The sequence below is a fragment of the Alkalispirochaeta americana genome (genome assembly GCF_900156105.1).
Classification (GTDB): Bacteria; Spirochaetota; Spirochaetia; order DSM-27196; family Alkalispirochaetaceae; genus Alkalispirochaeta; species Alkalispirochaeta americana.
The window spans coordinates 272,510-292,388 of the sequence record NZ_FTMS01000001.1; the positions used below are offsets into that span (position 1 = coordinate 272,510).

Annotated in this window: 17 protein-coding genes and 2 tRNA genes; 17 read left to right on the forward strand and 2 right to left on the reverse strand. The window is 57.1% G+C overall.

Going from position 1 to position 19,879, the window contains the following annotated elements; translation table 11 throughout:
- The first annotated feature begins 16 nt into the window (after nt 1–16).
- The 5 genes from sufC to BW950_RS01175 are packed head-to-tail and all read left to right on the forward strand — an operon-like array spanning nt 17 to nt 4,871.
- Nucleotides 17–808 (forward strand): Fe-S cluster assembly ATPase SufC, encoded by a 792-nt coding sequence (gene sufC, locus BW950_RS01155; RefSeq protein WP_076487449.1) that lies wholly within the window; start codon nt 17–19, stop codon nt 806–808.
- The gene (gene sufB, locus BW950_RS01160) at nt 780–2,180 is read left to right on the forward strand and encodes a Fe-S cluster assembly protein SufB (protein ID WP_076487450.1); all 1,401 of its coding nucleotides are present in this window, start codon (nt 780–782) and stop codon (nt 2,178–2,180) included. Before sufC ends, sufB begins: the two co-directional genes overlap by 29 nt.
- Complete coding sequence (gene sufD, locus BW950_RS01165) at nt 2,177–3,481, forward strand: Fe-S cluster assembly protein SufD (protein ID WP_076487451.1); 1,305 nt, start codon at nt 2,177–2,179, stop codon at nt 3,479–3,481. The genes sufB and sufD overlap by 4 nt, the downstream gene beginning before the upstream one ends.
- Nucleotides 3,482–3,487: 6 nt before the next feature.
- The gene (locus tag BW950_RS01170) at nt 3,488–3,790 is read left to right on the forward strand and encodes a Rieske (2Fe-2S) protein (RefSeq protein WP_076487452.1); all 303 of its coding nucleotides are present in this window, start codon (nt 3,488–3,490) and stop codon (nt 3,788–3,790) included.
- Nucleotide 3,791: 1 nt separating this feature from the next.
- Nucleotides 3,792–4,871 (forward strand): L-threonylcarbamoyladenylate synthase, encoded by a 1,080-nt coding sequence (locus tag BW950_RS01175; protein ID WP_076487453.1) that lies wholly within the window; start codon nt 3,792–3,794, stop codon nt 4,869–4,871.
- On the opposite strand, the gene mtaB is transcribed toward BW950_RS01175, so the two are convergent.
- Together mtaB and miaB are read right to left on the reverse strand one after the other, a co-directional pair.
- On the reverse strand, nt 4,837–6,192 hold the full coding sequence (gene mtaB / locus BW950_RS01180) for a tRNA (N(6)-L-threonylcarbamoyladenosine(37)-C(2))-methylthiotransferase MtaB (protein WP_076487454.1): 1,356 nt from the start codon (nt 6,190–6,192) through the stop codon (nt 4,837–4,839). The genes BW950_RS01175 and mtaB overlap by 35 nt on opposite strands.
- Nucleotides 6,189–7,592 (reverse strand): tRNA (N6-isopentenyl adenosine(37)-C2)-methylthiotransferase MiaB, encoded by a 1,404-nt coding sequence (miaB, locus tag BW950_RS01185; RefSeq protein ID WP_076487455.1) that lies wholly within the window; start codon nt 7,590–7,592, stop codon nt 6,189–6,191. The genes mtaB and miaB overlap by 4 nt, the downstream gene beginning before the upstream one ends.
- A gap of 250 nt (nt 7,593–7,842) precedes the next feature.
- Between miaB and BW950_RS01190 the strand changes: the two genes are divergently transcribed.
- From BW950_RS01190 to rpsG, 12 genes are all read left to right on the forward strand, one after another.
- Nucleotides 7,843–7,915, forward strand: a tRNA-Thr gene (locus tag BW950_RS01190).
- 33 nt (nt 7,916–7,948) lie between these two features.
- Nucleotides 7,949–8,022 (forward strand) — tRNA-Trp (locus BW950_RS01195).
- A 51-nt stretch (nt 8,023–8,073) separates the two neighbouring features.
- Nucleotides 8,074–8,253, forward strand: coding sequence for a preprotein translocase subunit SecE (gene secE, locus BW950_RS01200; RefSeq protein WP_076487456.1), 180 nt, complete (start codon nt 8,074–8,076; stop codon nt 8,251–8,253).
- Between the two features lie 26 nt (nt 8,254–8,279).
- A complete protein-coding gene (nusG, locus tag BW950_RS01205) occupies nt 8,280–8,837 on the forward strand; it encodes a transcription termination/antitermination protein NusG (protein WP_076487457.1) in 558 nt (185 codons plus the stop codon).
- Between the two features lie 111 nt (nt 8,838–8,948).
- Entirely contained in the window at nt 8,949–9,380 is a 432-nt protein-coding gene (gene rplK / locus BW950_RS01210; protein ID WP_076487458.1) for a 50S ribosomal protein L11, read from the forward strand.
- Nucleotide 9,381: 1 nt separating this feature from the next.
- The gene (rplA, locus tag BW950_RS01215) at nt 9,382–10,056 is read left to right on the forward strand and encodes a 50S ribosomal protein L1 (protein ID WP_076487459.1); all 675 of its coding nucleotides are present in this window, start codon (nt 9,382–9,384) and stop codon (nt 10,054–10,056) included.
- 1 nt (nt 10,057) lies between these two features.
- Complete coding sequence (gene rplJ / locus BW950_RS01220) at nt 10,058–10,597, forward strand: 50S ribosomal protein L10 (RefSeq protein WP_076487460.1); 540 nt, start codon at nt 10,058–10,060, stop codon at nt 10,595–10,597.
- A gap of 87 nt (nt 10,598–10,684) precedes the next feature.
- Nucleotides 10,685–11,071: a 50S ribosomal protein L7/L12 gene (rplL, locus tag BW950_RS01225; protein ID WP_076487461.1), complete on the forward strand. Its 387-nt coding sequence runs from the start codon at nt 10,685–10,687 to the stop codon at nt 11,069–11,071.
- A gap of 100 nt (nt 11,072–11,171) precedes the next feature.
- Nucleotides 11,172–14,672, forward strand: coding sequence for a DNA-directed RNA polymerase subunit beta (gene rpoB / locus BW950_RS01230; protein WP_076487462.1), 3,501 nt, complete (start codon nt 11,172–11,174; stop codon nt 14,670–14,672).
- A 14-nt stretch (nt 14,673–14,686) separates the two neighbouring features.
- A complete protein-coding gene (gene rpoC / locus BW950_RS01235; RefSeq protein WP_076487463.1) occupies nt 14,687–18,913 on the forward strand; it encodes a DNA-directed RNA polymerase subunit beta' in 4,227 nt (1,408 codons plus the stop codon).
- 86 nt (nt 18,914–18,999) lie between these two features.
- The gene (gene rpsL / locus BW950_RS01240) at nt 19,000–19,374 is read left to right on the forward strand and encodes a 30S ribosomal protein S12 (protein WP_076487464.1); all 375 of its coding nucleotides are present in this window, start codon (nt 19,000–19,002) and stop codon (nt 19,372–19,374) included.
- 15 nt (nt 19,375–19,389) lie between these two features.
- The gene (gene rpsG, locus BW950_RS01245; RefSeq protein ID WP_076487465.1) at nt 19,390–19,863 is read left to right on the forward strand and encodes a 30S ribosomal protein S7; all 474 of its coding nucleotides are present in this window, start codon (nt 19,390–19,392) and stop codon (nt 19,861–19,863) included.
- The last annotated feature ends 16 nt before the right edge of the window (nt 19,864–19,879 follow it).

Consider the following 19,879-nt stretch of genomic DNA (forward strand, 5'->3'; position numbering starts at 1 on the left):
TTGCAGGAGAAGCACAATGAAAATAGAAATCAAGGATCTGCACGCGCGCATTGCCGATACGGATATTCTCAAAGGGGTAAATCTCACCCTCAATAGCGGAGAGATCCACGCTCTCATGGGGCCCAACGGCTCGGGGAAGTCAACCCTGTCCAATGTGATGTTCGGAAACGAGACCTACGAGGTCACGGGTGGCCAGATCCTGGTGGACGGCCAGGACATTCTGGAGATGGAAACCCATGAGCGAGCTCAGCTGGGGCTCTTTCTTGCCTTTCAGTACCCCGTTGAAATCCCCGGTGTCACGGTGGGGCGCTTTCTCAAGCGGGCCGCAGAGATTCGCTTCCCCGGCGACGATGCCCGGGTCCGGTCCTTCGTGAAGCACCTGCGCTCCAACATGCAGTACATGGAGATGGATCAGCAGTTTATCAACCGCTACCTGAACGAAGGCTTTTCGGGCGGGGAAAAAAAGCGGATGGAGATTCTCCAGATGCTCATGCTGGAGCCGGAGTTTGCCATTCTCGACGAGACCGACAGCGGCCTCGACATAGACGCCCTCAAGATCGTCTCCCAGGGGGTAAACAAGCTCCGCGACGAGACCCCCTTCGGGGCACTTATCATCACCCATTACCAGCGAATGCTGGATTATATCAAGCCCGATTTCGTACACATCATGTATCAGGGGCGGATCGTCACTTCCGGCGGAGCTGATCTGGTGGGTGCCCTGGAAGAACATGGCTACGATTGGGTAAAGAAGCAGCACGGCATACAGGAGGAGGCGAGCCATGAGCAGCAACCAGCAGGTCTCGCTTGAGGATTACAAGTACGGTTTTCACTACGAGGACAAGTCGGTTTTCAAGACCCGCAAGGGTCTGAACGAAGAAGTAGTCCGTGCGATCAGCTCGGCCAAGAACGAGCCCGACTGGATGCTTGAGTACCGTTTGCGGGCTCTGGAATCTTTCCAGTCGCTGCCCATGCCCTCCTGGGGTTCCGATCTGAGCGACATCGACTTTGAGGACATCTTCTATTACGCAAAACCCACCGAGGAGCAGGCCCGGTCCTGGGAAGATCTGCCCTCGGAGATCAAGGACACCTACGACCGCCTGGGAATCCCCGAGGCGGAGCAGAAGTTCCTCTCCGGCGTGGGCGCTCAGTACGATTCCGAGGTGGTCTACCACAGCATCCGCGAGGACATCGAAAAGCAGGGAGTAATCTTCCTCTCCCCCGAGCAGGCCCTGGAGAAACACCCCGAGATCGTGAAAAAATATTTCGGCACGGTGATTCCCTACAATGACAACAAATTTGCCGCCCTCAACACCGCCGTGTGGAGCGGGGGAAGTTTCGTCTACATCCCCAAAGGGGTCCGGGTGGATATCCCCCTCCAGGCCTACTTCCGGATCAACAGCCAGAACTTCGGCCAGTTCGAACGAACCCTCATCATCGCCGAGGAAGAGAGCTTTGTGCACTACGTGGAAGGCTGTACCGCTCCGGTCTATACCACCGACAGCCTCCACAGCGCCGTGGTGGAAATCATTATTCTGGACGGGGCCCGGGTGCGGTACTCCACCATCCAGAACTGGTCCTCCGACGTCTATAACCTGGTGACAAAACGGGCCGTGGCCTACAAAAATGCCACCATGGAATGGGTCGACGGCAACCTGGGCAGCAAGCGCACCATGAAATATCCCGCAGTCTACCTGAAAGGCGAGGGCGCTCACGGAGAAGTTCTCTCGATCGCCTTCGCAGGAAAAGGTCAGGAGCAGGATTCGGGAGGCAAGATCGTTCACGCCGCCGACAACACCACCTCCACCATAACCAGCAAGTCCATCAGCAAGGACGGAGGGATCTCCACCTATCGGGGGCTCATCAAGGTTGACGAGGGCGTGCGGAACGCCCGCAGCAAGGTCGAGTGCGACGCCCTCCTGATCGATGGAGAGAGCACCACCAACACCTATCCCTATATGGACATCAAGAGCGACCAGGTAGCGATAGAGCACGAAGCAACGGTGAGCAAGATCAGCGACGACCAGATCTTCTATCTCATGAGTCGCGGTATGACCGAGGAAGAAGCTGCCGGCATGATCGTCAACGGATTCCTTGATCCGCTGGTAAAGCAGCTCCCCATGGAATACGCCGTGGAGTTGAACCGCCTGATCGAGCTCGAAATGGAGGGATCCATCGGATGAGTACCGCTGTCTATACCAACAGTTCCCTGGAGACCCTGGGGGCATATATCGAGGGGCTTGCCGAGCCGGCCTGGCTCAGGGATATCCGCAAGGTTGCCTTGGAGCGATTTTCCCGCCTCGAATGGCCCTCGGCGCAGGATGAAGAGTTTCGGCGAACCGATCTCTCGTCCTTCGATTTCGACGCCTGGAGTTTTTCCCGCGACGAAAAAACACTCACGCAAGAAGCCCCGCCCCGGGCAACACCGGGAGAGATCGTGTTTGAAGGCGCCGCCACAGCCAGCCGTTCTCTTGACCCGGAGCTGGCGGCAAAGGGATGTCTGCTTGCAGGGTTCGAGGAGGTTGCCGCCGGAGCGCTTCCTGAAAAGGTGGCCCGGATCGTGGCCGAAGCCCTGAGAAAGGGGCTGGAGCGCGCCGATAACCGCCTGGCTCTGTGGCACTACGTCACCATGACCCACGGCGTGGTTCTCTATGTCCCTCCCTTTCTGGAGATTCACGAGCCTTTCAGGGTAACTTTCAGCGAGACAACCGCCGGTGTCATGCGATCACCCCAGGTTGTGGTGGTCGCCGACGAAGGAGCCCGGTTTTCCCTCCTTCATCAGAGCGATACCGAGGTGTCCGGGGAGGTTCTCTTCAACGAAGGGATAACCCTCGATCTGGCCCAGGGGAGCAAGGTGGATTACTTCCTCCTGCAGGATGTGAACATTGATTCCTCCTATTTCTCCAACGGCTATGCTTCGGTGGGGCGCGACGCTGCCTTGCGTGTATATTCTGCCGTCTTTGGCGGTCTTCTGAGCAAATACCGCATGGAAGGCGAGATGGCCGGCCCCGGGGGCGATGCCTATTTCGGAGGGGTCTATTTCCCCCATCAGGATCAGCACGTGGATATGAAGACGGTCCAGGATCATCGTGCTCCCAAGGCCCACAGTCTTGCCCTCTACAAGGGAGCTGTGGCCGACGAGGCGCGGAGCGTCTTTCAGGGGCTTATCAAGGTCGACCATGATGCTCTCGACACCGACGCCTACCTCACCAACAACAATCTTGTTCTGGGCGATGAGGCCGAAGCCGATTCGATCCCCATGCTGGAGATCAATACTGACGAGGTGCGTTGCAGTCATGGCTCGACCACGGGGAAACTCGATGCACGACAACTCTTTTATCTGGAATCCCGGGGGTACACGCCGAAAGAATCCCGCCGCCTCCTTATTGAGGGCTTCTTCGCCGAGGTCTCGGCATCCTTTCCTCAGGAGGCTCGGGAGCGGATAGAGACGATTGTCGATGCCCGAATCCCGGTGGAGGACTAACCCTTCATGGCACAGTGGCGCGAGGTCTGCCGGGAAGAATCTTTCCGAAAGGCGACCTCCTTCACCCACCGGAGGAAGGAGATCGCCCTCTTTAAACTGGACGATGGCGTCCACGCGATAGCCAATTCCTGCAGCCACGAGTATTCTCCCCTCTGCGAGGGGATGGTGGTGGGGACCCACGTCTATTGCCCAAAGCACGGATCCCGTTTCGATATAACCACCGGAGCGGTCCTGGATCTCCCTGCAACAAGCCCCGTCAAGACCTACCCGGTAAAGGTCGAGGATGGGGTAGTCTACGTCAAGGTCTGAGATGAACCGCCAGGGCGAGAGGGGTAACTCCTGCCCCCGGGGCACCGGTCTCCCCGACCAGGAAGAGACGCTCCTCCTGGACGCCTCCGGGGCCGACCGGGCGGGGCAACTTCTTGCAGAGGGGCGGCTTGTGGTCATCCCAACGGAGACCGTCTACGGCCTGGGGGCCTCTGCGGTGGACCCCGGGGCTGTCCGAGCTGTCTTTGCAGCCAAGGAGAGGCCCCTCGATAACCCGCTCATCGTTCATTTTGGAGATTCCTCCGATGCTGTCGCTGTGGTTCCCTCCCCGCTGGGGCTCACCCGGGCGCTTCTTCAGGCTTTTGCGCCGGGGCCGCTCACGGTGATTGTCCCCGCGCCATCCTGGGCGGTTCCCGAGGTGCGGTGCGGCTTGCCCACGGTGGCCTTGCGTGTTCCCGCCCATACCCTGGCCCGGCAGGTCATCTCCCGGGCAGGCGTTCCCGTGGCCGCTCCCAGTGCCAATCGCAGCGGACGTCCGAGCCCCACCACCCGGGAGATGGCCTGGGAGGAAATGGCCGGTCGGGTTGCGGCTCTTGTTGATGGGGGATGCTGCACCGTGGGAATCGAATCGACCGTGGTGGACGCCACCAGCGACAGGGAGGTGGTGATTCTGCGGCCGGGCACGATCAGTCGTCAGGAGATCGCTCGCCGCCTGGGGTGCCCGGTCCGGCTTCAGGCCCGGGGAGATCGCCGGTCTCCCGGAACCCGCTATCGCCATTATACGCCCCGGATTCCCGTGGTTTTGGCTGCCGCAGCCGATCTGGAGCAGGCCCGGGAAGAAGCGGGAGAACTCTTCCCTTGTGATTCATCCCAAGGGCAGGAAGGGGTTCGGGTGCTGTCGGTGGAGACCTTCGGGAGCTATGAAGCCTACGCCGAGGGAGTGTATCGGGCGTTCTGGGAGGCCGAGCGCCGGAATTGTTTTCTTATTCTTGCCGAGGATCCTCCCCGGGGAGCAGCCGAAGGGCTGGCCGACAGGTTGCATCGAGCGGCCCGAGGCGTCTATCGCCCTGGCGGGCTTTCAGGCCAGATCAGGGAGAATAGCAATCCAGAAGCGAGGCCGTGAGGACAGGGTCGTCTCCGGCGGCCTCAATCCCTTCCAGGGCTACACGGTAGAACCGGTTTGGCTCCGGGGAGATCCGGGAAGATTCTCCGGAGAACCGGACCGGCACGTAGCGTGCTCCCAACCCCTCGGCCCGGATATCTCCGGATCCAGGGCCATCCCCGGGGCTGCCCGAGGGAGTGACCTTTTCCACCAGAACAATTTCCCCGCCCCCTACCAGACTGGACCGGTAGGTTCGTTTTGCCTCGGCGGCTGTTGCCAGAACAGCTTCGCTCCGGCGTCTCTTCTCGGCGGCTGAAATCGGGCCGGCAAGGCCGGCTGCCCCGGTGCCCCTCCGGACCGAGAAGGGAAAGGTGTGGACATGACCAAAGCGGATATCTCGTATCGCCAGAAGGCTCTCCTCAAAGTCCTTTTCGGTCTCTCCGGGAAACCCCACAATAATATCGGTGGTCACATTGAAGAGAGGAGTCTCCCGGCGCAGGCCCTCGATCATTCTCCGGTAAGTCTCGCTGGTGTAGGTTCGGTTCATCGCTCTCAGTATTCGGTCGCTTCCGCTCTGCAGGCACAAATGGAGGTGCGGGGTCATGCGGGGGTGTGCAAAGAGTTCCAGAAAATCCGGGGTCAGCTGGTCGGGTTCCAGGGAGGATATCCGCAGGCGAAACGACCCGGGAAGCTCCAGCAGATCCCGCACCAGGGCAGGGAAGGGCATCTCCTCCCGGGGGCACCGGTAGCGGCTCATATTGACCCCTGTCAGCACCAGCTCGCGGGCTCCCCCGTCCAGGGCCTGGCGGGCCTCTTCCAGCACCGCCCGGGCAGGACGGCTCGCTCCGGGTCCCCGTACAAAGGGAATGATGCAGAAGGAGCAAAAATTGTCGCATCCATCCTGGATTTTTATGTTGGTTCGGGTGTGGAAGAGTTGCTCCGGCGTAGCAAAGCCGAAGATATCCTGTGCGAGTTCCCGGGGATCCAGGATCTCCCCGGCGAGATGGGCCTCCAGAAGGTGGGGGATTGAGCTCTTTCTGCTGTTATCCACCAGGTATACCCGGTCGCTTCCCGGCGAAAAATCGGGGCTGCTCTCCACAAAACACCCCGTGAGGATCACCGGTGCCGTCGGAGGAGCCTGGCGCAGAATGCGGTAGAGCACGTTGCGGCTCTTTCGGTCAGCCTTGTTTGTTACGGTGCAGGTGTTGATCACGTAGGCGTCGGCGCGAGGGTCTTCCTGAAACGCCACGGGATGCCAGCCGCGCTTGCTAAGGGTTGTGGCGATCGAGTCAGTCTCGTACTGGTTCAGTTTGCATCCCAGCGTCTCGAAGGCGACCTTCACAGAAGGATGTCTCCCTGAGGTATGGCAAGGGCCTGTTCAGAGGTGCCGGGGGCGATACCAGAGGAAGGCAGAATCTCGCCAGCCACCGAAAGGGGGCGTGCGTCGGTGATGCGAACCGTTACAAAGGACCCCGGTTCGATGTTTCCCGGGTCGGTCATGCGTACGGGGATTCGTCCCTCGGTTTTTCCGCTGAGAAAGCCTGGTTTTCGGTCGAAGCCGTCCACAAGAACCCGTTGGGTTGTTCCCGGGAGCGACCGGGTGAAAGCGCCTGAGGTTTCTTCCAGAATGCGGGTGAGCCTGTGGAGCCGCTCTTTCTTGATCTCCTGGGGCACGTCGTCGGCCCAGCGGGAGCTGACTGCCCCCGGGCGCGGCGAGTATTGGGCGATGTAGGCCATATTAAAGCGAAACTCCTCCATGGCTGCGCAGGTATTCAGGAACTGCTCCTCGGTCTCGCCGGTGAACCCCACGATGATATCGGTAAAGAGCGTCGCCCCCGGCAGGATGCGCCCGATCGAGTCGGTAACAGATCGGTAATCCCGGAGCTGGTAATTTCGGTTCATCCTGGTCAGGACGGTATCGTCGCCGCTTTGCAGGGGAAGGTGGATCTGTTTTGCCAGGGTCGGGTAGGCGGCAATCTTCTCCAGCACATCCTCTTTCATATCTCTGGGGTGCGGAGAGGTGAAATAGACCCACAGGGGGTGTCCCCGGGTGAGGGCGCCTATCCGGTCCAGAAGCTCGGGGAAGGTGATCTCCCGGCTGTGGCGGTCCAGACCGTAGCTGTTTACGTTCTGGCCCAGCAAGGTGATGGTGCGGTAGCCACGATCCAGAAGCGTTTCAATCTCCCGCAGGATCTCGCCGCTTGGCCTCGAGACCTCGCGCCCCCGGGTATAGGGTACGGCGCAGAACGTGCAGAATTTATCGCAGCCGTTCTGGATAGGCACGTAGGCCTCAAAGGAAGAGCTGTATGTGGGAGGCACCTTCCAGTAGGAGTCCAGGCCTGTCTCGCTCGGGGGGGGCGGTTCGTCCCGAAGAGCCGGGAACGTTCCGTTCAGTGCGGTGGTTACCCCGTACTGGCGGAGCATCTGGGGGAGTTGGGGCAGATCCTGAATCGAAAAAATCAGGTCGAACCGCCCCAGAAGTTTCCGGTGATCTTCGGGAAGGATGCACCCCGAAGCGAAGGTAATCAGAGGCCGGTGCTCTTTCCATTGATTCCACTTGTGGATCTTGCTATATACTTTGTCGATCGCTTTTTGCCGAACCGAGCAGGCCACCAATCCGATAAGGTCGGCCTCTTCTTCTTTCTGGCAGGAGGTGTATCCCGCCTCCTCCAGAACGGTGCGGATGCGCTCGGCATCGGAGAGGTTCATCTGGCATCCCAGAGGGAGTAAGTAGTAGTACATTCAATTCTTCTCGCTTGTGCAGTAACCGTCTGTGCACAGTAATTTTGGTTGTCCAGTAATATGGTAATATATTTTGCGGAGCGTATAAAGCGTACGAACAGGCACGGCCGAGACTCGATGATATCCGGTGAACTCCCTCAGAATCAACAGGGGCGACGGTCCCGCCAGGAGAGGGTTTTTTCTCTGTCTCCCCTTCGAAGAGGTTGACACTTTTTTCGGGAACTGATACCTTCCGTCCAGCCTGACAGTCGCCCTTGTAGCTCAGTCGGTAGAGCACATCCATGGTAAGGATGGGGTCATCGGTTCAAATCCGATCGAGGGCTGCGGCGGACTCGCTGTGCGGGTCCGTTTTTTATAGGCCAGTAGCTCCAATTGGTAGAGCGCCGGTCTCCAAAACCGGATGTTGCGGGTTCGAATCCTGCCTGGCCTGTCTCTCGGCGGGGTTGCGTGCGCCGTTCTGGGATCGAGCGAGGAGTCATTGGTGAAAAAACTAGTCGAATTTATCAGGAACAGTTACGCAGAGCTTAAAAAGGTAACGTGGCCCTCGCAGGAAGAAGTAGCGTCTTCTACCCGGGTGGTCCTGGTTTCCGTTCTTATCTTTGCAGTCATTCTCGGTGCGCTGGATTACTTCTTCCTCGCCGGGATTGATTTTCTCTTCTGATCGCTGCTATTCTGGAGCGATACATTATGGCAAAAAACTGGTACGTGCTTCACACCTACTCGGGCTACGAGAACAAGATAGAGAGATCTATCCGTATGCTCATGGAGGAAGGGAAGCTGGGGGATGCGGTGATCGATATCAAGGTCCCCGCAGAAGATGTGGAGGAACGCACAAAAGACGGCAAGCGTCGCGTCACAAGCAAGAAGTTTCTCCCCGGTTACGTCCTGCTGGAGATGGATTTTCCGGAGGTTGGCTGGAACTCTGTTCTGGCCCAGATCAAGCGCATTAACGGGGTCACTGGGTTTGTTGGTTCTGCCCCGGGTGCAAAGCCCCGGCCTATCTCCCAGGAGGAGGCTCGGGTTATCCTGCAAAAGACCGGTGAGATCAAGGGTGATTCCGTGCACCGCCAGAAGGACTCCTTCGTTCAGGGCGAGACGGTTCGCATCACCGAAGGGCCGTTTAACACCTTTACCGGTGTTGTTGAAGAAGCAAATAACGAAAAATCCAAGCTTCGGGTTACGGTGGGGATCTTTGGAAGGTCAACACCCGTGGAGCTCGATTTTTCTCAAGTTGAAAAAATTTAAGTCGTTTCTGCGTCTGGGTTTTTGCATATGTGTTTTGCATATATAAAAACCTGGTGGGAGTCGCCCGGGCACAGGATGCGCCGGGGACGGTAGAACCACGAGGGAGGTTGTATGGCTAAGAAGAAGGTAGTGGCGCAGATCAAGCTGCAGGTGCCTGCCGGAAAGGCAACACCGGCTCCTCCGGTTGGTCCCGCTCTGGGACCTCACGGGGTGAGCGCACCGCAGTTTGTTCAGCAGTTTAACGATGTTACAAAGAATTATGAGCCCGGTCTCACAATTCCCGTAATCATCTCGGTTTTCTCCGATCGGTCTTTCACGTTTGTCACCAAAACGCCTCCGGCGGCGGTGCTGATCAAGAAAGCTCTTGGTCTGGCCAAGGGGTCGGGCGAGCCCAACAAGGCCAAGGTCGGAACAATTACCCGGGCCCAGCTGGAGGAGATCGCCAACACAAAGATGGCCGATCTGAACGCGAATGACCTGGATTCCGCGGTGAAGATTATCGCCGGGACTGCCCGTAGCATGGGCGTTGAGGTGGAGGCCTAGTATGAAGCGGGGAAAGAAATACCGAGAGGCGCTTGCAAAGATTGATCGGACCAGAAACTACCCCCTCTCCGAGGCGGTCGCTCTGGTGAAGGAAACAGCCTTTGCAAAGTTCGACGAGACGATTGAGCTCTCCATGAACCTGAACCTGAAAAAGAGTCAGACCGTTCGGGATACCCTGGTTTTGCCGAACCAGTTTACTGGTGACAAGAAGATTCTGGTTTTTGCCAAGGGTGATAAGGCGGAAGAGGCTCGCGCTGCCGGTGCCGCCTTTGTGGGCGACGATGACCTGATCGAAAAAATTAAAGGCGGATGGCTTGATTTTGACGTGGCCGTTGCCACGCCCGACATGATGAAAGATGTGGGTCGTCTGGGTCCTGTGCTGGGTCGTCGAGGGTTGATGCCCAACCCCAAAACCCAGACCGTTACCATGGATATCACGGGGGCACTGGCTGAACTCCAGAAAGGTCGGGTCGAGTTTCGTTCCGACAAGACCGGGGTTGTTCATATCGCCGTTGGAAAAGCCTCCATGGAGCCTTCTGCTGTCGAGGAAAACGTCCGTGTGATCGTTTCCGAGGTAGAGAAGCGCAGACCCCCCGAGGCGAAGGGTGTCTTTGTGAAGACTGTTGCAATTTCTTCGACGATGGGTCCCGGCGTCCGGGTCTCAATGGGAGACTGACATGAAACAAGGTTACGAGACGCGAGTTAACGAAAACAAGGTTAATGCTGTTGACGCCCTGAAGGAGCTCTTCTCCGGCGCCAGCGATTACATCTTTACAGATTATCGGGGGCTTACGGTATCCCAGATTTCGGAGCTTCGGACGAAATTGCGGGAGAACGGCGCAGATTTTCGGGTTGTAAAAAACCGTTTCGCCAGGATCGCTTTTCAGCAGATGGAGAAGCCCGATGTGGCGGATTATCTCTCGGGCCCCACGGCAGTTGCCCTGGCTCCCGATGATTCCGCCCCCGTGGTGAAGGCCATGGTGGATTTCTCCAAGGGCGCTCCCCTGCAACTCAAGGGCGCGCTTGTGGCCGGGCAGGTCTACAACGCCGAGCAGGCTGTCGCTTTCAGCAAGCTTCCCAGCAGGGACGAGCTTATTGCTCAGCTTATGAGCGTGATGCAGGCGCCGGTTCAGAACTTCGTCTATGCTGTTAACGGTGTGCCCACCAAGCTGGTGCGGACCCTCCAGGCAGTGGCGGATCAAAAAGCAGAGGGTTGACCCTCACAGAAACAGGGAATCAACCGGCGTTAGTCTTCGCGATTGTTGCCTGCTATCGCCGGATACATTTTGAAAGGAGAAGGTAATATGGCAGCTACAAAAGAGGAAATCCTCGAAGCTATTGCAGGGATGACCGTGCTCGAAGTAAGCGAGCTGGTCAAGATGATGGAAGAGAAGTTTGGTGTTACTGCGGCGGCTCCCGTTGCGGTCGCTGCGGCTGGTGCTGGTGCTCCCGCCGAAGAGGCTGTAGAAGAGCAGACCGAGTTCGACGTCATTCTGAAGGGTGTCAAAGACGGCACCAAGATTCAGGTTATCAAGGCAGTTCGGACCGTAGTAACCGGTCTCGGTCTCAAGGAAGCCAAAGAGCTCGTGGAGGGTGGCGATAAAGCCGTTCGCGAGGGTGTTTCCAAGGAAGAGGCTGCCGAGATCAAGAAAACACTCGAGGAAGCTGGCGCTGAAGTCGAGGTTAAGTAACGCCGAACGGCCTATTTTTCTCAAGAGTCGCTTGTACGCCACCGGTGTGTTTTACGCCGGTGGTGCGTTTTTTTCGAAAGTCCGTGGTCGGGAGGTGTAAATGTTTGACAGAGAACGAGTTGTCAACAGGGTAGAGGTCGGAACCGCAGGGCCGGGCGTTATGGAACTGCCAGACCTGGTTGATATACAGCTCTCTTCATATGAGCGGTTTTTGCAACGGGAGCGTTTGAAGGCAGGAAAACCTCCTCTCTCACAGGGGCTTCAGGAAGTATTCGAGATGGCTTTTCCCATAGAAAGTCCTTCCGGGGACATGCGTCTGGAATACGATCATTACCTTCTTGACGAAGCAAATATAAAACTCGGTGAGGAAGAGTGCAAGAATAAGGGCGCTTCCTACGCCTGTCCTGTTAAGGCTCGTATTAACCTTATTTTCCTGGAAACAGGAGAGATTCGCCAGAAAGATATCTACATGGGTGATATCCCTCTCATGACGGAGCGGGGAACCTTCATCATTAACGGGGCCGAGCGGGTCGTGGTCAGCCAGATCCACCGGAGCCCTGGTGTAATTTTCGCGCATGACAAGGGCGTGTACAGTTCCCGGATTATCCCGTACCGGGGAAGCTGGCTGGAGTTCGAGATAGACCAGAAACGGGATCTGATTTACGCAAAAATAGACCGAAAGAAGAAAATCCTGGGCACCCTGTTTCTCAGGGCCATGGGATACGATACGCGCGAGAAGATCATCGATCTTTTTTACCGGCGCGAGACCGTTTCTCTCACGGAAGACCGTCAGGCCCGCGATCACATCGTAGGTCGGGTTCTTGCCCGGAAGATAGTGATCTCTGTCGAGGCCGGGGAGCGCACCCTCTATCGTGCCGGTGAAAAACTTCACCCCCACGATCTGGACGAGTTGCTCCAGCTTGGCGTCTCCGAAATTGAGATTGTTGATGATGATCATGACGATTCCCTCCATGCCGACATCATCCTGAACTGCTTTGAACGGGAAGAGTCCAAGTTCGTGGGCGACGATTCCGATCGGGACGAGCCATCCCGGGAAGATGCGCTCTCGGCAATCTATGCAGTAATCCAGCCTGGTGAGCCGATCACTATGGAGGGGGCTGAGAGAGATTTTCAGAGCATGTTCTTTTCGTCCCGCCGTTACGATCTGGGTCGCGTGGGGCGCTACAAGCTGAACAAGAAGTTCGACTACGAAGAAGCCTCGGAAGAACATACCCTGACCAGGGAAGATATCGTGAACACCATGCGTTTTCTCATCAAGGTCTATATCGGAGAGGAGAACGTCGACGATATCGATCATCTGGGAAATCGCCGCATCCGCTCCGTGGGAGAGCTTCTTGCCAACTCCCTCAAGACCGCCTTCAGCCGGATGGAGCGCATCGCCAAGGATCGTATGTCCCTGAAGGAGACCGATACGATCAAACCCCAGGACCTTATCTCCATCAAGCCGGTTGTTGCGGCCATCAAGGAGTTTTTTGGCTCTTCCCAGCTGTCGCAGTTCATGGACCAGGTAAACCCCCTCTCGGAGTTAACGCACAAGCGGAGGCTCAACGCCCTGGGGCCGGGAGGCCTCTCGCGCGACCGGGCCGGCTTTGAGGTTCGTGACGTCCACTATACGCACTACGGCCGGATGTGTCCCATCGAAACGCCTGAAGGACCGAATATCGGGCTTATCGTCTCCCTGGCCAACTACACCCAGGTGAATGAGTACGGTTTTCTCGAGACTCCCTACCGGCGTGTTGAAAACGGCAGGGTTACCGATCAGATCGAGTATCTCTCGGCCATGGACGAGGAGAAATCCTACATTGCCCAGGCCAACGCGCCGATCAGCGAGGACGGCGAGTTTTTGAACGATCAGGTGTCTGTTCGTAAGGGCGGTGATTATAACACGCGCGCCCCCGAGCAGATTCAGTACATGGACGTCTCGCCAAAGCAGATTATCAGCGTGAGCGCGGCCCTTATTCCCTTCCTGGAGCACGACGACGCAAACCGTGCCCTTATGGGTGCCAACATGCAACGTCAGGCGGTTCCTCTGGTTTTTCCCGAGCCCCCCCGCGTAGGAACGGGTATGGAACGAAAGACCGCCTACGATTCGGGTGTTTTGGTAAAAGCCCGCCGAGCAGGAACGGTTGTGTATGTCTCCAGCACCCGGGTTGTGATCGATCCTGACGAAAAAAAGGATCCCCAGGATCAGGACGTGTACAACCTGGTCAAGTATCAGCGGACAAACCAGGATACCTGTTATCTGCAAAAGCCCTACGTTCAGCTGGGGCAGCGCGTGGCGGCACGAGAAGCGATCGCCGATGGGCCGGCTACCTTCAAAGGTGAGCTTGCGCTGGGGCGCAACATCGTTGTGGGCTTTGTCCCCTGGAATGGGTACAACTACGAGGATGCGATTCTCATCTCCGAGAAGGTCGTCAAGGAAGATATCTTTACCTCCATTCATATCAAGGAATTCTCCGTCGATGTGCGGGAGACCAAGTTGGGACCGGAGAAAATCACCGATGATATTCCCAATGTAAGCGAGCGTGCTCTTGCAAAACTTGACGGTGAGGGAATTATCCGTGTGGGGGCGAAAGTCACTTCCGGGGATATCCTGGTAGGAAAGGTAACGCCCAAGAGCGACGCCGAGACAACGCCGGAGTTCAAGCTTCTCAACCAGATCTTTGGCGAAAAGGCCAAAGAGGTTCGCGACACCTCCCTGAAAATACCGCACGGTGCCGAGGGTACCGTGATCGACGTGCAGCGTTTGCGTCGCAGCGAGGGCGATGATCTCTCTCCCGGTGTGGAAGAGGTTGTAAAGGTTTTGGTGGCTACCAAGCGCAAGCTTCGTGAGGGTGACAAAATGGCCGGGCGCCACGGAAACAAGGGTGTTATTGCCCGGGTGCTTCCGGAAGAAGATATGCCCTTTACGCCTGAAGGTATTCCTCTTGATGTATGCTTGAATCCTTTGGGAGTTCCCAGCCGGATGAACCTGGGGCAAATTCTCGAGACCGAGCTGGGCTGGGCTGGCCTCGGGCTGGACGAGTGGTACGCCACGCCGGTTTTCGAGTCGGCCACATCGGAGCAGATTCAGGAGAAACTCAGCGCTGCCGGGATCAGCCCCGACGGAAAAACCGTCTTGCGCGATGGCCGGACGGGGGAACTCTTTGAGAACTCCGTTACCGTGGGTGTCATGTACATGATCAAGCTCCACCATCTGGTGGACGACAAAATGCATGCCCGTTCCACCGGCCCCTACTCCCTGGTGACGCAGCAGCCTCTGGGAGGAAAAGCCCAGTTCGGTGGCCAGCGGCTGGGAGAGATGGAGGTCTGGGCTCTCGAAGCCTACGGGGCTGCAAATACCTTGCAGGAAATGCTTACAATAAAGAGCGACGATATGAACGGCCGGGCAAAGATCTACGAAAGCATTGTAAAGGGCCTTCCGGCGACGGCGGCGGGCGTTCCTGAGTCTTTCAACGTTCTGGTGCAGGAATTGCGAGGTCTGGGTCTTGATATGTCGATCTACGATTCCAAAGGAAAGCAGGTTCCTCTCACCGAGCGTGATGAGGAACTCATTAACCGGCAGGGCAGCAACTTCTAAGGAGCGAAACCGGTATGCGCGATATTCAAGATTTCGACAGTATCAATATTCGGCTCGCCTCTCCCGACCAGATCAGGTCGTGGAGTTATGGCGAGGTAAAAAAGCCTGAAACGATAAACTACCGCACCCTGCGACCGGAGAAAGACGGCCTCTTCTGCGAACGGATCTTTGGAACCACCAAAGAGTGGGAATGCTATTGTGGCAAGTTCAAGAGCATCCGCTACAAAGGGGTTATCTGTGACCGTTGCGGTGTAGAGGTGGCCCACCCCAAGGTTCGGCGTGAACGGATGGGGCACATCGAGTTGGCAAGCCCCGTCTCTCATATCTGGTACTACCGCTCGGTGCCTTCCCGCATGGGACTGCTTCTGGATCTGACCGTGTCGGAGTTGCGCTCCGTCCTGTACTACGAAAAGTACATCATAATCGATCCGGGTGATACCGATCTCAAGCCCTCGCAGCTTCTGGCAGAGGAAGACTTCTGGGAGGCAAAAGAGCGGTACGGTATGTCCTTCTCGGCTGATATCGGCGCAGAAGCGATCCGCCGTCTCCTGGAGGGGCTCGATCTGGAGGCTCTCTCGATCGAGCTGCGGGAACAGATGGCAATTAAAGGGGCCAAGGCGGACAAGCGTCTGTTGAAGCGGGTTGAGATCGTTGAGAACTTTCGCGATTCCAGCAACGAGCCCTCCTGGATGGTTATGGACGTGATCCCCGTGATCCCTCCGGAACTGAGGCCCATGGTTCAGCTCGACGGAGGGCGTTTTGCCACGAGCGATCTGAACGATCTCTATCGACGTGTCATAAACCGTAACAACCGGCTTAAGCGCCTTCTCTCTCTGAACGCTCCGGACATCATAATCCGCAACGAGAAGCGCATGCTCCAGGAGGCTGTGGACGCGCTCTTTGACAACAGCAAAAAGAAACGCGTCGTCAAGGGAGCAAGCAACCGGCCCCTCAAATCTCTTTCGGACATGCTCAAGGGGAAGCAGGGAAGGTTCCGGCAGAATCTGCTGGGTAAACGCGTGGATTATTCGGGGCGCTCGGTTATCGTGGTTGGGCCCGAACTGAAACTCCACCAGTGTGGACTTCCCACGAAGATGGCTCTGGAACTCTTCAAGCCCTTTATCATGAAGAAGCTTGTCGAAAAAGATGTGGTGTATAACATAAAGCGGGCAAAAACCCTGGTGGAGCAGGAAGAGCCGGAAGTCTTCGCCGTTCTCGATGAAGTGGTGCGGGAGCATCCTGTTCTGCTTAACCGTGCGCCAACGCTGCACCGTCTGGGAATCCAGGCCTTTGAGCCTGTCCTGGTGGACGGTAAGGCGATCAAGCTTCATCCTCTGGTATGTCACGCCTACAACGCTGACTTTGACGGGGATCAGATGGCCGTCCACGTTCCTCTGACCCAGGCGGCGCAGATCGAGGCCTGGACCCTTATGCTGGCTTCCCAGAACCTCCTCAACCCGGCAAACGGACAGCCCGTGGTCTTTCCCAGTCAGGATATGGTCTTGGGAATCAACTACCTGACCCGGAATCGGCCCGATGCCAAGGGGCAGGGCAAGCGCTTTTCCAGCCCTGAGGAGTTGCTCCATGCGCTGGATGCCAGGGCTGTGGATTACCAGGCCCTTATCAAGGTTGAAATCGACGGTGAGCTGGTGGAAACGACGGCTGGCCGGGTTCTTCTCAACGACGCTTTTCCCCCGGATGTTCCCTTCGTAAACGAAACGATGGGAGACAAGGAGTTGCGGCGCCTGATCGGACGGGTTTTCGCCGACCTGGGGCCGGCAGTCACAGTCCGGATGCTCGATGCGATCAAGGACATGGGGTTTCGCTACGCCACGGTTTTCGGGGCTACCATCGGAATCGATGATATTATTATCCCCGACGAAAAGCCTGGGATGATCGGAACTGCCAACGAAGAGGTTGCCCAGATCCAGGGGCAATATCTGAGTGGTGTTATTACCCAGGACGAGCGTTACAACAAGGTCGTCGAGGTCTGGAGCAAGACCAACGAGGACCTGACGAACCGGATGATGGATCGTCTCATGAAAGACCGCGACGGGTTTAACCCGGTTTACATGATGGCTGATTCAGGAGCCCGGGGAAGCAGGAGCCAGATTCGCCAGCTGGCGGGGATGCGCGGGCTTATGGCAAAGCCCTCGGGAGATATTATTGAGCTTCCGATCCGGAGTAACTTCAAAGAAGGTCTCTCGGTTATCGAGTTCTTTATCTCCATCAACGGTGCGCGAAAAGGGTTGGCCGATACAGCCTTGAAAACAGCCGACGCCGGGTACCTCACTCGGCGACTCGTCGATATTGCCCAGGATGTGGTTGTGTCCGGTGAAGATTGTGGCACGATCAACGGCATCGACATGACCGCCCTGAAGGATGGAGAAGAGGTCGTAGAGCCTCTGGGTGATCGTATTCGCGGTCGCTTTACTCTTGAGCGGGTCCATCACCCCATTACGGGAGAGGTGATCGTCGATGTAAACGAGGAAATCACCGACGATGTCGCTGATCAGATTGAGGCGGCCGGTATTGAGGATGTCCGTATTCGTACGGTTCTCACCTGCGAAGCCCCTTACGGGGTCTGTCAGAAGTGCTACGGTCGAAGCCTTGCGGACAACCGGGTAGTCAACATCGGAGAGGCTGTGGGAATTATCGCTGCCCAGTCGATCGGACAGCCCGGAACGCAGCTCACCATGCGTACCTTCCATATCGGAGGAGCTGCCACCAAGACGGCCGAGGAAAACCGTATATACCTCTCTTATCCTGCGATGATTCGGCGCCTCGAGGGAAGTGTCATCGATCTGGAAGATGGCTCTCGCATGTTCACCCGTAAGGGGTACATCTTTGTCGCTCGTGTGATCGAAAGCCATGGTCTCGACGAGAGCTGTGACCTCAAGGTCTCTCAGGAGGAACGGGTTGTTCGCGGTCAGGTAGTGCTTGTGCGCGGAGGCGATGAGGTTCTGGCCGAGGATAACGCCTACGCCGTGATCCGGGAGGATCGGTTGTACCTGGTTGCGCAAGAGCAGCGCCTGGAAGTCCGTAACGGTGCCGAGGTCTACGCCAGGGAAGGCTCCTTCCTTGACGCACAGGAAACAATCGCCAGTTTTGACCCCTTCAGCGAGCCCATTGTGAGTGAGCACTCCGGTACGGTTCGGTACGAAGATATTCTGGAAGGGACTACCCTCAAGAAAGAGATCAACGAGGAAACGGGTAATACCGAGAGCCGGATTGTGGAACATCCTGTTGAGGGTATGCAGCCCCGGATCCTGATCCTCGATGGCCAGGGAGAAGAGCTTGCTGCGTATCCCTTGCCAAACGGTGCCTACATTGGGGTTTCCGATGGTGATGCCGTGCAGGGTGGCCGCGTTCTGGCAAAGATGCTTAAAGAAAGCGCCAAGACCCGGGATATCACCGGTGGTCTGCCTCGGGTCGGGGAGCTCTTCGAAGCTCGCAGGCCCAAGACAGCGGCGGTTCTTGCCCAGATCAGCGGAACGGTAAAAACAGGAAACGTGGTAAAGGGAAAACGGGTTGTCCTGGTGGAGGATCCCTACGGGAGGGAGTTCCGTCACCTGGTTCCCATGGGGCGACATATGCTGGTCCGGGATGGCGACCCTGTCGAGGCTGGTGAGCCGCTCTGTGATGGAGCGATTGACCCCCACGAAATCCTGGGAATTCTGGGAGAAAACTCCTTGCAGTCCTTCCTGGTGAACGAGGTTCAGGAGGTCTACCGTCTGCAGGGGGTTGTGATAAACGATAAGCACATTGGTGTCATCATTCGCCAGATGATGCGAAAACTGGAAATCGTCCAGGTCGGAGACACGCGCTTTATCTTTGGACAGCAGATAGACAAGCCCAAGTTCCATGAGGAAAACGCCCGCGTAATTCGTCAGGGAGGCCAGCCTGCTGTGGCCCGGCCGCTGCTTCTGGGAATAACCCGGGCAAGTCTCAACATCGACTCCTTTATCAGTGCAGCAAGTTTCCAGGAGACAACTCGTGTTCTCACCAACGCTGCCATAGCCGGCTCCACCGACCAGTTGCGCGGCTTGAAGGAGAATGTCGTTATCGGGCACCTGATCCCGGCGGGAACAGGAATGCGGAATTACCGCAACATCCGGCTCTTCGACGATGAAACGGAAGATCTGGACAGTCACGTCGCAGAGATTCTGGAAGAGCGGGCTAAGGAGAAAGAGGCCCAGGCACAGTCCGCCGATACGGTGGATGTGGATATCACCGAATAGAAATCCAGCAGAGTGCCCGGGTGTATTGACATGACCCGGGTGCTCTGGTAAGGTTTCGATCTACAAAAACGGAGTATAGAAGAGATATGCCAACTATCAACCAGCTTATCCGTAATGGACGGGAGCGTCAGTTTAAAGGAACAAAGTCGCCGGCTTTGCAGAATTGCCCGCAGAAGCGGGGCGTCTGTACCCGTGTTATGACAGTTACCCCCAAGAAGCCTAATTCGGCCTTGCGGAAAGTTGCTCGTGTGCGCTTGTCCAACGGGATCGAGGTTACGGCTTATATTCCGGGGATCGGTCATAACCTTCAGGAGCACTCGGTTGTGTTGCTTCGTGGAGGAAGGGTGAAAGACCTGCCTGGTGTCCGGTATCACGTTGTTCGCGGGACCAAGGATACCTTGGGTGTTGAAGATCGCCGGAAGGCGCGGTCCAAGTACGGCACAAAGCGGCCGAAGGCGTAAGGGAGCAGATAAAGTATGCCAAGACGACACATTCCTCAGCGGAAGCCGCCTCTGGCGGATCCTCAGTATGGAGATGTTACCGTTTCCCGGTTTGTGAATCGCATGATGCTGGACGGGAAGCGTGCTACCAGTCAGCGGATCATGTACGAAGCCCTCGGTGACATAGAAAAGAAAGTCTCCGATGCCACCCCTGTCGAGGTGTTTCGCAAGGCCCTGGATAACGTCATGCCCGTCATCGAGGTTAAAAGCCGCCGGGTGGGTGGTTCGACCTACCAGGTTCCGGTGGAGGTCAAGGAAGGGCGTCGTGAAGCTCTGGCAATGCGCTGGATAATTAACGCCGCCCGTTCCCGCAGTGGCAAATCCATGGGGTTGCGGCTGGGTCAGGAGCTGGTCGATGCCTACAACGGCACCGGGACGGCTTTCAAGAAGAAGGAAGATACCCATCGGATGGCAGAGGCAAACAAAGCTTTTGCTCATTACCGCTGGTAAAATCAAAAACCCTGGT